Here is a 14,645-nt window from a genome sequence, read left to right on the forward strand (position 1 = left end):
GATGGCTAGCGACCTGAATTCAAGGGACCTGTCGCAAACGTACAAAATGGCCGGCGATATGTTTGCAACGCTTTTCAATGAGATCGGAAAGGTAGTTGTCGGCCAGAAAGCTTCAGTGGAACAGATAATCATTGCAATACTCTGTAACGGGCATGCACTGGTAGAGAGTAACCCCGGTCTTGGAAAGACACTGACAATTTCCACAATATCTAAATCAATGGACCTGAACTTCAGCAGGATACAGTGTACTCCGGACCTCATGCCTGCGGATATTACCGGAACACACATCATAGAGGAAAGTAACGGACACAAAGAGTTCAAGTTTGAGCCCGGGCCCATATTTGCAAACATAGTGCTTGCCGATGAGATCAACCGTGCCTCCCCAAAGACACAATCAGCATTACTTGAGGCGATGCAGGAGAAGCAGATAACTGTGGGCAACGACACTTTCATGCTTGAACAGCCTTTCTTCATTCTGGCAACCCAGAACCCCATTGAAATGGAAGGTACCTTCCCGCTTCCTGAAGCGCAGCTTGACAGGTTCCTGCTCAAGATCCTTGTGGATTATCCAAGCTATGAGGATGAGATAGAGATAGTGAACCGCTACACACGGTCCATTATGCCTTCTGTCGCAAAGGTGGTCAATAAGAACACGCTCCTGGACCTGCAGAAACTGACAAGGGATGTGCCTGTGGCAGAGGACATAAGGAACAGGGCTATCAAGATAGTCATGTCAACGCGTATAAAAAGTGAGTTCATAGAATATGGTGCTTCCCCAAGGGCATCAATAGGTATCATTCTTGCGGCAAAGGCGCGTGCATTGATACAGGGACGCAATTATGTAAGTGCAGAGGATATTGATGCCATGGCATACCCGGTGCTCAGACACAGGATAGTACTTACCTTTGAGGCTGAAAGAAGGGGAATAAGCACTGACCAGGTCATAAAGAGCATCGTTGAGAAGATAAGGTAAAAATAAAAAGGCAGCATTGCCCGCAAACTCATACAGGCACTTGCAATGAGCGATAAGAGACATAACATCGATATCGATTTCTTCAGGCAGCTTGACCGCTTCACCTTTATGGTAAGGAAAAGAGTGTCAACTGCGTATGCCGGCAGCAGACGCTCTGTCCATAGCGGAAAAGGACTTGATACCATCGGCTACCGGGAATACAACCCTGGAGATGAACTAAGGTCTGTGGACTGGAAAGCCTATGCCCGGTCGGAGAAACTCTATGTGCGCCAGTTCGAGGAAGATAAGTCCCTGACAACACATATACTGCTGGATTCCAGCAAAAGTATGGATTATAGCGGAGGGGAGGACCCCAGCAAGTTCGAGTATGCAACAATGCTTGCAGCCGGTTTTGCATATCTTGTTACCAAGGACAACGACAAGTTCGCCATATCCACCTTTGCAGAGGATATCGACATAAAAAAACCCAGGAGAGGAAGGAAGTACCTCCTCAAAACCATAGAAAGTCTTGAAACTGTTAAGGTAGGAGGGAAGACGGCCATCAATGAGTGCACCATCCAGTACGGCAAAGCCATTCATTCACGTTCGCTTGTTATCATTATCTCGGATTTCCTCCAGGATCAAAAAGAGATAGAATCTGCAATCTTCCGTTTTGCTGATCATGACCTGATACTTATCCAGGTACTTGACAGGACTGAAAGTTCCCTTGTAATTCACGGCCACAGCAGGCTAATAGACCTTGAGTCCGGGGTCAAGCTGGACACCTACATCAGTGAAGACCTCAAAAACGAATACAAGGACAAACTCACAGAGCATATCAACCACATCAGCGATACCTGCAGCAGGGTTGGGGCCGAATTCTATACGTTCACAACAGACATCCCTGTCTTTGATGCGTTCTTCAACACAATAAGCAGGAGGAGATGGTAATGCCCTTTGATAATCCTCTTGCCCTTGCTGCACTTGCAAGCGTCATACCACTGATAATACTCTACCTCCTCAGGCCAAAGCCGTTGCAGGTCCGTATTCCCTCACTTATGTTCCTGCTGGATATAAAGGAGGAAAATAAACGTTTCTACACATCTATTACAAAGCTTATCAAGGATCCGCTTTTCCTCATACAGCTACTGGTACTCATCCTGCTCGCCCTTGCAGCAGCTTCGCCCTACTTGCAGACACAGGAAGCACTTAGCGGGGAGCACACGGTCCTTATCATTGACGGCTCTGCAAGTATGCAGACCGACAACAGGTTCAGTGAAGCGGTTTCAAAGGCAGAGGATTATGTAAGCAGGAAGAACAGCATAATCCTTGCCCAGAGTACTCCTGTAACGGTCCTGGAGAGCGAAAGTGCCCAGGTTGCCTATGAAACCCTTGCTTTAATGCAAGCAAAGGCAACCGTTGCAGACCTGTCCGGTGCAATTTCAGCAGGTATGAGAATGCTCTCTGAAGAGGGAGGGAATATAGTTTTAATATCTGACCTTGCCAGCTGGAGCGGTGATGACCCGGTCAATGCCATGAAACTGGCAGAATCATATGGCCTTACAGTCCAGTTCATCCTTGTTGGCAGGGAAGCTGACAATGTAGGTTTTATCCAGGGGAGCATTGAGGCAATCAATGGCAGTTATAACTACACCGCAGTTGTGAAGAACTATCAGAGCAGCAGGCAGATAATTGATATTGAGATAGAGAACCTTGATAGCGGTAAGAAGAATACGGTCCAGCCGAACATTCCTGCACGCTCCACAAAACAGATCACGCTTGGGAATCTGGGATCCGGCATAACCGAGGTGAGGATACTGGATGAAGACAGCCTGGCGGCAGATAACATCGCATACATATCGATTCCCAGGATATCCGACAGGAGATTGCTCTATGTCAGTGATGTTGACAACCTGCCTTCACAGGTGGCGCTGTCACTGATACCCAATATCAACCTCAATAAGCTTGAAGGAGTGCCTGAGGACGTATCAGGGTACAGTATCGTGGTCATTGCCAATAAGGAAAGATCACTTGCAAGCAATGAGATATCCACACTCAAAAGCTATCTGGACATGGGCGGAAGGGCGATATTCATAGGCAGTGATGCACTTTTAACGGCAAATACAAATCAGGAACTTGCAGAACTGCTCCCGGTCAGGCCGGTTTCCGTTGAGGATACCAGGGGTGTGACCCTGGAAGTTGTCCAGCAGACAAGGCTGAGTGAGGATATAGAATTCAACGAGGTTGCCATGTACCAGTTCCTTAACGTCACATCAAGGATGGATTCCGCAACCCTTGTTTCCACTGAAGAGGATATTCCCGTACTCACATATGGTTCTGTGGGTGACGGGACCGTGGTGTATTTCGGGATAAATGATATTACAGGAGAGGAGGCCTGGAACAATTTCCACAACCTTCCTGAATATCCGGTATTCTGGTTCAAGCTGGCCGGATGGCTTGGAGGCACCGGCGGCGTGCAGGACTATAACCTTAAGACCGGAACGGTCTCTGTACTGGCAAAAGAACAGGAGATAAAAACCCCTGGCAGCATCCGGACAGTGGGTCGGGTCCTTTATGATGAAGTTGGCGTCTACCAGGTAGCCGGGAAGGAGATAGCTGTGAACATCTATAATGACAGGGAATCCGACACTACCCTGATAGGCAATAACGTAATAGAACGCTCACAGACACAGGACGGGCCAAAGATAGTACGTGCCAGTTCCTATACTGCAAAGGAATACCTGGACAATTACATGATAATCATTGTTTTTGCACTTGTCATACTTGAACTGCTCATCATACGCAAGAGAGGTGAGCTCTGATGGTCAGGTTCGAGAGTCCCGAGTTACTGTGGCTGATAGTTCCCGCGATTATCGCAGGTCTTTACCTGATGAGAAAAAAGAAACAGAAGATGCTTATCCTTTCACGCATAATTGTTGCTGTGCTTCTCATCGTAGCCCTGGCATCCCCCTTCACCATCGTTCCAAGGATCACTACCGATGAAAATCCCAACCTTGTTATAATCTCTGATGAAACAGACAGCATGAACCTCTTCAGGAACGGCACCGCATCGGAACTTTACGAGGCCATGACCGCAAGGACCCCAACATCACTTGTCAGGCTCACCGGGGATAGCACTGCACTTGGGGATGCCATTGTGCAGTATTCCACAGGGGATAACCAGATAGTACTCGTCACCGACGGTAACAGCAACCGCGGAGAGGATCTTGAGGATGCCCTGAAGTTTTCAAAAGAGACAGGTACCACCGTGTACTATGTACAGCCCGAACTGGAGGCAAACGATCTGAGCGTGAGGATCGAAGGTGATAAGACCGTAATTTTAAACAATGAGAACCAGTTCGAGATAGTAGTCTCACAGGCCATGGAGCAGACTGTGACATACAGTTACGAATTATACCTGGATGACACCCTCTACAGTAGTCGCACTATCACCCAGGAGGAACGAGAGAGAAGAATAACAGTGCCCCAGATCAGATTCTCCAGACTTGGAGCTCACACCCTGAAAGCTGTCATCAGACCTTCCGGCTCAGATACCGATGAGATAAATAATGTGTTCTATAAATCCATCTATGCGATCCCAAAACCCAGGATACGTGCAATAGGCCTGGAAACCAATTCCCCGCTGGCAAATATTCTCCAGAACCTCTACGATGTATCTGCTTCAGGAAAATTTGAGAATATAGATAGCAGAAAAGCAATAGTAATAGATAACACACATGCCAACTCGTTCACACAGCAAGACGTGGAACTGCTAAGGAACTATCTCAATGACGGAAAAGGGATTGTAGTAGTGGGAGGCGATCGCTCCTACAACTTCGGGGACTATCTGGATTCACCCATTGAAGAGATACTGCCTGTCTATTCAAGGCCCACAGACTGGAGTGGCGGCAGGAATGTCGTGCTTGTACTGGACATATCACAAAGTACCACTGCCCACGGGACAATTGGAGATATACTGGGAAACGCCATCAATATACTTTACGATGAGAATCTCCGGGATGCTTATCTGGGAGTGATCGCTTTTGGAAGTGAAGGGACCGATGTATCCGATGGTCTGCAGTTCCTTGGAACTGCATCAAATATCGAATCCCTGAGGTCCGAACTGGAGTCACTTGCCCCCACAGCCACAAGTGAGACCTCTCTTGACCAGGGACTTGCAATTGCAGAAGAGTGGCTGGAAAATGAAGTAGGGGAACTTGAAATAATAATAATATCCGACGGTGGTATAGAACAATCATATGACCAGAGTCTTGATATCGCTGAAAAAATTGTTGGCAGCGGGGTCAATCTTTATTACATACACATCCGGTCAAGTGCACCTTCCCAATATGACCAGTATGGGAACAGATATGCTGAAGTGTTAATGGATGAAGTCGGTGGTGTATATTTCCATCTGCAACAGGGGGAAAGGGCGAACATAGAATTCGAGAACATCCAGCAGACACCTGACGAAGAAACTTCAGAGCCTGGAACTTATCCGCTAATTGAGCTCAATACCAGGCACTTCATCACACAGAACATTGACATAGAGGGAAGTATCACCGGCTACAATGACGTCACACCAAAGGCAGGGGCAGACCGGGTCATAATCACCAGTACCGGGAAACCTGTGCTTACAACATGGAGATACGGGCTTGGAAGAGTGGCCGCCCTGACAACGGATAACGGTCAGGGAGGAGAGAATATGTGGGCCACACAGCTGTACTCGGGAAATAATTCAAGGCTCATATCCTCAACCATTAACTGGGCTATCGGCAATCCCAGGGAAGAGACAGGAGCTGTTGTGGAAGCACCTGACACATGGTACGGTACGCCTGTCACCATCGAACTGACCATGTATGACCAGGGCATACCCACCCTGCGACTTAATGGCGATGAGCTTGACCTGTCACTTACAGGAACAAATGTCTATGAAGCCGTGATAGATCCAAGCCCCATAGGCATCCATGACCTTTCCGGATATCCGGTGGCTGTGAACTATGCCCTGGAATACAGGGACCCGGGTCTTAACGGGAACCTTCCGGGCCTGATCAAAGCATACGGAGGGAACACCTATTCAGTAAATGAAGCAAGGGCCCTTCTGTTTGAGGAAGCAAAGGGAAATTCCGAAAAACTTGTGCGTGACAGGGTAAGCCAGAAGATATACTTCCTGCTTGCCGCCCTTCTGATATTCCTTGGAGAGGTGATCATCAGGAGGATAAAAGAGATCAGGGAAATGAAGAAACTGGAGCAGGAGATCAGGACGTGAACTCTTTTAGAATATGTACCAAGCAACGAGGCAATGGACAAGTGACAGAACTGTGTCCATCCCTGTGCTTCCAGGAAAAATCAAATTAAGATTCTGGCAGGTTTTTCTACCTTTTCAAATCAATGACATTATCCTGATCTTGTGCGCTTTTAAACTGATTAAGCGAAGATTGCACATAGTATTCATCCCAGGAACCGCATTACCCCACATATAACTTGCAGTAATATTAATCACTGCAGATATGCAAAACTTTATATAAAACTACACCAATTAGATAATATCACAATTGTGTAATCAGAACCCAATACAGAAAAACACTCAGAAAATACAGTACAAGGGAACACACAGGAGAAAACAACATGGAAAACAAGAAATACGGGCCACATACATTATCTCTGCACGCAGGACAGGAACCAGACCCTGTGACCGGGGCACGTGCAGTACCTATCTACCAGACAGCGGCATATACATTCAGGGATGCAGAACATGCTGCCAATCTCTTTGAACTCAAGGAATTTGGCAACATTTACACCAGGCTCATGAATCCTACCACTGATGTCCTTGAGAAAAGAGTGGCTGCCATCGAAGGTGGTACCGGGGCAGTGGCCGTTTCTTCCGGAATGTCTGCAATAACCCTTGCGCTGCTTGGAGTCACCGGTCTTGGAGATGAGATCGTTGCAGGGGACAATCTCTATGGCGGAACATACCAGTTATTCAACAATACTTTCCCTCAGCTTGGAAGAAAGGTACATTTTGTGGATTCCACAAAACCCGAAGAGTTCAAAAAGGCCATCACAGAAAAGACAAAGGCCATCTACACAGAGATAATCGGAAACCCGAAACTTGATGTACCGGACCTTGAGAGAATAGCAAAGATAGCACATGATGCAGGGATACCACTTATAGTGGACAATACGGTTGGTATTGGCATTACAAGGCCCATTGACTTTGGTGCGGATATCGTTGTGCTTTCGGCAACCAAGTTCCTGGGAGGGCATGGCACTTCAATAGGCGGCCTTGTAGTTGATTCCGGCAGGTTCAACTGGGACAACGGCAAGTTCCCGGGACTTACAGAACCTGACCCCGGCTACCATGGCCTCAAATACTGGGAGACCTTCGGGGATTTTCCAGGCCTTGGCAACATTGCCTTTATAATCAAGATAAGGGTGCATCTTCTACGTGACCTGGGACCTGCACTGAGTCCGTTCAATGCATTTCTCTTCCTCCAGGGACTGGAAACACTTCCTCTCAGGGTGGAAAGGCACAGCAGTAACGCACAGAAGATAGCAGAGTTCCTTGAAGGACATCCTGCTGTTGCATGGGTGAACTACCCGGGATTAAAGGATCATCAAAGTCATGAGCTGGCCACAAAGTACCTGAATGGCAGGTATGGAGCTATCCTCGGATTCGGGATAAAGGGTGGTCTTGAAGCAGGAAAGAAGTTCATCGACAGTGTAAAGCTTCTATCACACCTGGCAAATATCGGTGATGCAAAGACACTTGTGATCCATCCGGCTTCCACCACACACCAGCAACTCACCAGGGAAGAAAGACTGGCCACAGGTGTGACAGAGGATTTCATAAGGATGTCCGTGGGACTTGAGGATGTAAAAGACCTGATAGCAGATATAGACCAGGCACTTGAGAGGGCACAGAAAGCATGAAGAAAGGATCTGTTGGAATTGTAAGAACTGAGGTTTTCAGTCTTCCCGGTGATCTTGTACTTGACAGCGGAAAGAAGCTTTCCGGAGTACAGCTGGCTTATGAGACCTACGGGAAGCTTAACCCTGAGAAAAGCAATGCGATACTCATCTGCCATTCACTAACAGGAGATGCACATGCAGCAGGCCTGCATACAGGTGAGACAAAACCCGGATGGTGGGATATCCTGATAGGACCCGGGAAGGTCATTGATACGGACAGGTACTTTGTTATCTGTTCCAATGTCCTGGGCGGATGCAAGGGATCTACCGGGCCCATGTCCGTAAACCCGCAAACCGGTAAACCTTATGGAACTGATTTCCCTTTCATTACCATTGCAGACATGGTGAAAGCACAGAAAGAACTGGTATCCCATCTGGGCATACAGAAACTCTTTGCTGTCATAGGCGGATCAATGGGAGGTGTACAGGCCCTGCAGTGGTCAGTTTCATATCCGCAATGCCTGGCCAAGGCTGTGGTCATAGCTAGCACAGCCCGTTCCTCACCCCAGCAGATAGCATTCAACGAGGTTGGCAGGATGGCCATACTGTCCGACCCCAAATGGAATAACGGGGATTACTACTCAGGACCTGCACCGATCCATGGCCTCGCACTGGCCAGGATGATAGGACACATAACCTACCTTAGTGATGCTTCAATGCACCAGAAATTCGGAAGGAGGCTGCAGGACAAGGAGAAATATGATTACAATCTTGGTTTTGATTTTGAGGTAGAGAGTTACCTGCATTATCAGGGGCAATCATTTACCCGGCGCTTTGATGCAAATTCATATCTCTACATAACCAAGGCACTGGATTATTTTGACCTCGCAGTGGAAGGATCATTGATAGAGGGAATGAAGCGAGCAAAAGCAAAGTTTTTGGTAGTTGCCGTCAGTTCGGACTGGCTGTATCCTCCATACCAGTCCAGGGAAATGGTCTCGGCCTTAAGTGCAAATGACCTGGATGTAACCTACCGGGAGATAGAATCTAATTACGGGCATGATGCTTTCCTGCTTGAGTCGGGTCAGTTGGGATACCTTATAGGGAATTTCCTTTCGCATACCATGGTTTCCGATGTTATGAAGACCGATATAGTATCTATAAGGCAGGGTATCAGTATTGAGGAAATGGCAAAGGTTATGTTTGAGAACGGGATCACTCATCTACCTGTGATCAACGGGGATAGTGAACTTGCAGGCATTGTTACCTCCTGGGACATATCCAAGGCTGTTGCTTTGAAATGCAGGACCCTTGAGGGTATAATGACAAAGGATGTCATTACAGTAAAAGGAAGCGATGACATCGAAAGTGCTGCAAAGAAGATGGAGCAGAATAACATATCGGCCCTGCCGGTGGTCGATGAGAATCAAAGGATAACAGGTATCATTGGCAGTGAAGAGATCAACAGGCTGATGGGAGGATACCGCTAGTGCTGTTGATACATAATCTCCTTTTGTAACCGTTTTCTTTCTTTCTTTCTTTCTTTCTTTCTTTTTTATCCACTTTTGATCATGCATGTAGCCTTTTTTATCTTGCTTGTAACCTTTTGATCTGTTTTTAGCACGGTACTTTCATTATTTTATGCTAAACGTCAGTACTTACAATCCTTTATATACAGCTGACATATAACTACAGTACTGCCAAATAATAGAGGTATCATATGGTAGATTTTGCGTGTAAAGAGTTTGAGATCGAAGCTGTAATCAAGTGTGGCCTGAACCTTACAAAGGCTGAACTTCATATATTGAAATACTTCCTTCAATATGGACAGGAATGGCTCACAACAGAAGCTATTGCAGAAGAGCTTGAACTGAACCTTTCAACTGTGCAGCGAAGCGTTAAGAAACTCTATGAAAGAAAGATACTCATCCGTTCCCAGAACAACATGGATGGAGGAGGATACTTCTTTGTCTACAGGATCCGAAGCAAGAAGGACATCCATGCACTTATAATGGAGATCGTGAACAGCTGGGTCAAAAGGGTGGACAGCGAACTGCAGTCATGGGCAGATGAAAACTAATGACATTAACAGTTGAAATGCCAAAGAGCTATCTGAGGCCATATAGATACAAAATGCACATACATGTAAATGCCAGTCAATAACCGATAATTCATTCCGATAATGCATTTTATTTATCAGGACAAAATATCAAAATCACGATCTAAAGAGGAAAATCATATGCTAAGGATCACACCATATATTGGAATACTTGTCATTATCGTATCAATTGCAGGACTCTGGTTCCCGTTGCTTGGATATTTCCTGTTGCTTGTGTTTGCAACACTGCTTATTACAAGCTTCTTCAGAGGGAGATGGTTCTGTGGTAATCTCTGTCCCAGAGGAAGTTTCAACGATTTCTGGGTAGGGAAGATCACACGAAACAGGAAGATACCGCCAATATTCAGGAGCTTCTGGGTCAGGATTCCCCTGTTTATTATGATGATGGGATTTATGGGATACAGACTTCTCAGCACACAGGGACTCATAAACCAGATAGGCATGGTTTTTGTTATAATGTGTCTTGTAACAACGACAATTGCACTGATTGCCGGTGCAAGTATCAGTCCGCGCACATGGTGTACATTCTGCCCTATGGGAACCGTACAGAACCTGATAGGCGGACATAAATATCAGCTGCAGGTTGAAGGATCGAAGTGCATTGACTGTAACAAATGTGAAAAGAGCTGTCCCATGCAGCTTGATGTCCATACCAATAGCATCAGGCCGGACTGTATCAAATGCGGAAGATGTATTACAGCATGCCCCACAAATGCACTGTCTTTTAAGGCCTGAATAAGTCCCCTAAAAATTCAGGATATTCCTCTTTTTCCTTTTTATTATGAATATCGGGTCATTTTAGTTCTTCACTGTCCCGGCATATACAAAACTCACAAAATGATATACCGCTTTCTGACTGTTTATCTTTGACAGGACAATAGTATTCACTGCCATCCTCACTTATCTTCAACCCTCCCGGAAAGACCATTCCCACCGGATGCAGTGGTTTTCTCAGTATGAATGTGAGATAGATGTGAACAATACTGATGAAACGGTTCATAGCATCTTTTTTAGTGTCAGCTGAATCGTTTTTTTCCCGGATTCTGAAAAGAGCTCTCTTATATGCATCACAATCTATTTCCTGCTTTACAATTAGTGCATCAGGACAGCGTTTTTTAAGCTCCAGGAAGCTTTCATAAAGAAAAGTAAAATAATCCGATGAATAGATGGTCTTGTAAGGTTCAGGAACATAGCTCACAGCTTCCATGGCATAAGCCCTTGCAAGACTAATGTCTGCATTGCTGATACCCCTGCTTTCTTTTTGAAGAGCAGTGAGCAATTCTGATGCGTACATTTCAGAAGACTGGTTCCATCTGATAGTACATAAGTTTTTATCCATCTTTCCCTGATCAGTTGAATTTGTTATCACACAAACATTTAATCCATCAGTACCATAGATATTTAACGTAAGTGAGAAAGGGATACTACATGAAAATCAGCTTACGGTTATTAACACATTCACTGTTATTGTTTTTATTTTTAATGGTATTCATCAACACAGCGGCAGCATTCACCATCGTAGAAAGCGGGGATACGGTTGTCATTGATGGTATTATTGATGATGATGTGATCGTTACCGGTGCAAAGGTCATAATTGAAGGAATTGTAAGAGGTGACGTGATAGCTGCCGGTGGCACGGTCCAAGTCAAAGGAACCATAGAAGAAGACCTGATCGTTGCCGCAGGGAATGTTATTATCAGCGGCACTGTCGGTGACGATATCAGGATTGCAGCAGGCACACTCATAATTGAGGGAGGCGTGCAGGATGATGTGATAGCAATTGCCGGTGAAACCGTGCTTTCCAATTCAGGGAACATCTCCGGGGACCTTTTAGCCACCACCGGTAAACTCACAATGGAAGGTAAAGTAGGAGAAGATCTCACAGGGTCTGCGAAAGAGATCGATATTAAAGGCAGTGTAGGAGGAAATGCGGACCTGAATGCAGAGAAAATAACAATATCGCCAAAAGCCAGTATTGCTGGCAATCTGGAATACCGAAGCTCTTCCGAAGTTAATATCAAGGAAGGAACTGTTGGAAAGGAGCTTCATTATTACCAGACGGATTACCATGAGAATGGAGGAATTGCCTCATCCATGATCCGTGGGCTTATTTCCTACCTTGCCCTGGTCCTTATAGGACTCATTGGACTGGCAATATGGCCAAACTACCTGGAGGATATTGCTGCAAAGACATCGGAATCACCGGGAAAGGCATTTCTTACCGGACTGCTGGTTACAATAGTCTCGGTCATGATCACATTGCTGCTATTTGTTACCTTGATAGGTATCCCACTGGGACTCATCCTGCTGATAATTCTGTTAATAATGCTTTATGTTGCAAGGATAATCGCCTCCATATGGATCGGAAGGTACTTGCTGCTGAAAATAGGCAAGACCTCAAAAACTGTGAATGAAATGGCCTTTGGTCTTCTGGTATTACTTCTTGTCAGTGCGATACCTATAATAGGCGGACTCGTGTATATTGTTGCAACGCTGATACCTGTGGGTAATATCTACATGAAAGCAAGGCATTGACTGTCAATCTTTATTTAAACTTATTTAATCGGAATTATATAAACATTTAATAAGCATGAATACATATTAGATGCCGGATGTTTTAGATAAAATAAGAAACGAGAGATGTAAAACAGATATTTCTTAGGCTGTATTCTGAGGGACTGACTAGCAGACGTTATTGACGTGGACCTATTAACATTATTAATTAATATTATGAATTTTTCACGGAGCTGCATTCAAATGAGTGAAAAACAGGCTTATGATGCAAGTAATATCCAGGTGCTTGAAGGGCTTGAGGCTGTAAGGAAACGTCCGAGTATGTATATCGGAAGTATCGATGGCAGGGGCCTGCATCACCTTGTATATGAGGTGGTGGACAACAGCATTGACGAGGCACTGGCCGGATTCTGTACACAGATAGATGTATCGATAAATAGTAACGGGACCATCACAGTCCAGGACAATGGAAGAGGTATTCCGGTCGGGATGCATTCAAAATACAACAAATCAGCACTTGAGGTTGTAATGACCATTCTGCACGCCGGTGGTAAGTTCGATAAGAACACTTACAAGGTATCCGGTGGTCTGCACGGGGTCGGTGTGTCCGTTGTCAACGCCCTGTCCGAATGGCTGGAAGCAGAGGTCAAACGTGACGGTAAGATCTATTATCAGCGCTATGAAAGGGGAACACCTCTGGATGAGCTGCTGGAGATCGGACAAGCTGAGGGTACAGGAACAAAGATCACATTCATGCCGGATACCCGGATCTTTGAAACCACGAAGTTCGCATACGACACACTGGCCACAAGGCTTCGTGAACTTGCGTTCCTTAACAGAGGTATCAGGATCAGCATATCGGATGACCGCGAAGATGAACCTGTGGGCGAAGTGTTCGAGTACCAAGGCGGTATTGTTTCTTTTGTGGAACACCTCAACCACAACAAGAATTCCCTGCATGAATCGCCCATTTACTTTGAAAGGATAAAGGATGACACCATTGTCGAGATAGCTATGCAGTATACGGACAGTTATGCTGAAGCTGTTTTCTCCTTTGTCAATAACATAAACACTCATGAAGGCGGTACGCATCTTGTTGGTTTTAAAGCTGCACTGACCAGGGTTGCCAATGATTACATCAAAAAGAACAATCTTGCAAAAGGCGATGCAAAACTGTCCGGGGAGGATATCCGTGAAGGGCTCACTGCTATCATAAGTGCCAAGATAACGGAACCACAATTTGAGGGACAGACCAAGACCAAACTAGGTAACAGTGAGGTGAAGGGAATTGTGGAATCCATGGTCTCTGAAGGTCTTGCCGAATACATGGAAGAGAACCCGAAAGTTGCCAATGTTATCCTCCAGAAGGCACTGGATGCACAGCGTGCAAGGGAGGCTGCAAAAAAGGCCAGGGAACTGACCCGCAGGAAGAACGCCCTTGAGGTGAGCACATTGCCCGGAAAACTTGCAGATTGTTCGGAAAAGGATCCGTCTTTAAGCGAGATCTACCTTGTTGAAGGAAATTCTGCAGGTGGTTCTGCAAAGCAGGGAAGGGACCGCAAATTCCAGGCCATCCTGCCTCTCAGGGGCAAGATCCTCAATGTTGAGAAGGCACGTCTGGCAAGGATCCTCAAGAACGAAGAGATAATTTCATTTATTACAGCAATGGGGACAGGTATCGGTGATGATTATGACATTGAGAAGGCACGTTATCATAAAGTGATCATAATGACAGATGCTGATGTTGATGGAGCACACATAAGGACACTTATACTTACACTGTTCTTCAGATACATGAAACCCCTGATAGATGCCGGTTATGTGTACATAGCACAGCCTCCCCTCTATCTTGCCAGGAAAGGAAAGAAAGATCATTATGTCTACTCTGACCGTGAGCTTGCAGCAAAACTGGAAGAGATTGGTGATAAGAACGTCAGCATACAGCGTTACAAGGGTCTTGGTGAAATGAACCCGGAGCAACTCTGGGAAACTACCATGAACCCTGATACCAGAACACTCCTGCAGGTGACAATGGAAGATGCCGTTGCTGCAGATGAGATATTCACCATACTGATGGGAGATGATGTCGCCCCTCGTAAGCAGTTCATAACAACACATGCAAAGGACGTTGCAAATCTGGACATCTGA

General features: G+C 45.8%; 11 protein-coding genes. 10 read left to right on the forward strand and 1 reads right to left on the reverse strand.

Annotated elements, in window-relative coordinates:
• Position 1: 1 nt before the first annotated feature.
• From V7O64_RS05040 to V7O64_RS05075, 8 genes are all read left to right on the forward strand, one after another.
• Positions 2–973, forward strand: a complete 972-nt coding sequence (locus V7O64_RS05040) for an AAA family ATPase (protein ID WP_407356931.1) — start codon at positions 2–4, stop codon at positions 971–973.
• 45 nt (positions 974–1,018) lie between these two features.
• Complete coding sequence (locus V7O64_RS05045) at positions 1,019–1,903, forward strand: DUF58 domain-containing protein (RefSeq protein ID WP_407356932.1); 885 nt, start codon at positions 1,019–1,021, stop codon at positions 1,901–1,903.
• The gene (locus V7O64_RS05050) at positions 1,903–3,774 is read left to right on the forward strand and encodes a BatA domain-containing protein (protein WP_407356933.1); all 1,872 of its coding nucleotides are present in this window, start codon (positions 1,903–1,905) and stop codon (positions 3,772–3,774) included. Before V7O64_RS05045 ends, V7O64_RS05050 begins: the two co-directional genes overlap by 1 nt.
• Positions 3,774–6,221 carry a hypothetical protein gene (locus V7O64_RS05055; protein WP_407356934.1) on the forward strand — a complete coding sequence of 816 codons (2,448 nt, stop codon included), beginning with the start codon at positions 3,774–3,776 and terminating at the stop codon, positions 6,219–6,221. Before V7O64_RS05050 ends, V7O64_RS05055 begins: the two co-directional genes overlap by 1 nt.
• A gap of 359 nt (positions 6,222–6,580) precedes the next feature.
• The gene (locus V7O64_RS05060; RefSeq protein ID WP_407356935.1) at positions 6,581–7,885 is read left to right on the forward strand and encodes an O-acetylhomoserine aminocarboxypropyltransferase/cysteine synthase family protein; all 1,305 of its coding nucleotides are present in this window, start codon (positions 6,581–6,583) and stop codon (positions 7,883–7,885) included.
• On the forward strand, positions 7,882–9,354 hold the full coding sequence (locus V7O64_RS05065; protein WP_407356936.1) for a homoserine O-acetyltransferase: 1,473 nt from the start codon (positions 7,882–7,884) through the stop codon (positions 9,352–9,354). The genes V7O64_RS05060 and V7O64_RS05065 overlap by 4 nt, the downstream gene beginning before the upstream one ends.
• Before the next feature lie 230 nt (positions 9,355–9,584).
• Positions 9,585–9,944, forward strand: coding sequence for an HTH domain-containing protein (locus tag V7O64_RS05070; protein WP_407356937.1), 360 nt, complete (start codon positions 9,585–9,587; stop codon positions 9,942–9,944).
• A gap of 159 nt (positions 9,945–10,103) precedes the next feature.
• Positions 10,104–10,718, forward strand: a complete 615-nt coding sequence (locus V7O64_RS05075; protein WP_407356938.1) for a 4Fe-4S binding protein — start codon at positions 10,104–10,106, stop codon at positions 10,716–10,718.
• A gap of 58 nt (positions 10,719–10,776) precedes the next feature.
• On the opposite strand, the gene V7O64_RS05080 is transcribed toward V7O64_RS05075, so the two are convergent.
• Positions 10,777–11,322 (reverse strand): DUF2115 domain-containing protein, encoded by a 546-nt coding sequence (locus V7O64_RS05080; RefSeq protein ID WP_407356939.1) that lies wholly within the window; start codon positions 11,320–11,322, stop codon positions 10,777–10,779.
• Between the two features lie 143 nt (positions 11,323–11,465).
• Between V7O64_RS05080 and V7O64_RS05085 the strand changes: the two genes are divergently transcribed.
• Positions 11,466–12,518 (forward strand): hypothetical protein, encoded by a 1,053-nt coding sequence (locus V7O64_RS05085; protein ID WP_407356940.1) that lies wholly within the window; start codon positions 11,466–11,468, stop codon positions 12,516–12,518.
• A gap of 222 nt (positions 12,519–12,740) precedes the next feature.
• Entirely contained in the window at positions 12,741–14,645 is a 1,905-nt protein-coding gene (gene gyrB / locus V7O64_RS05090) for a DNA topoisomerase (ATP-hydrolyzing) subunit B (RefSeq protein ID WP_407356941.1), read from the forward strand.

It is taken from the genome of Methanolobus sp. WCC5 (assembly GCF_045690325.1).
GTDB lineage: Archaea > Halobacteriota > Methanosarcinia > Methanosarcinales > Methanosarcinaceae > Methanolobus.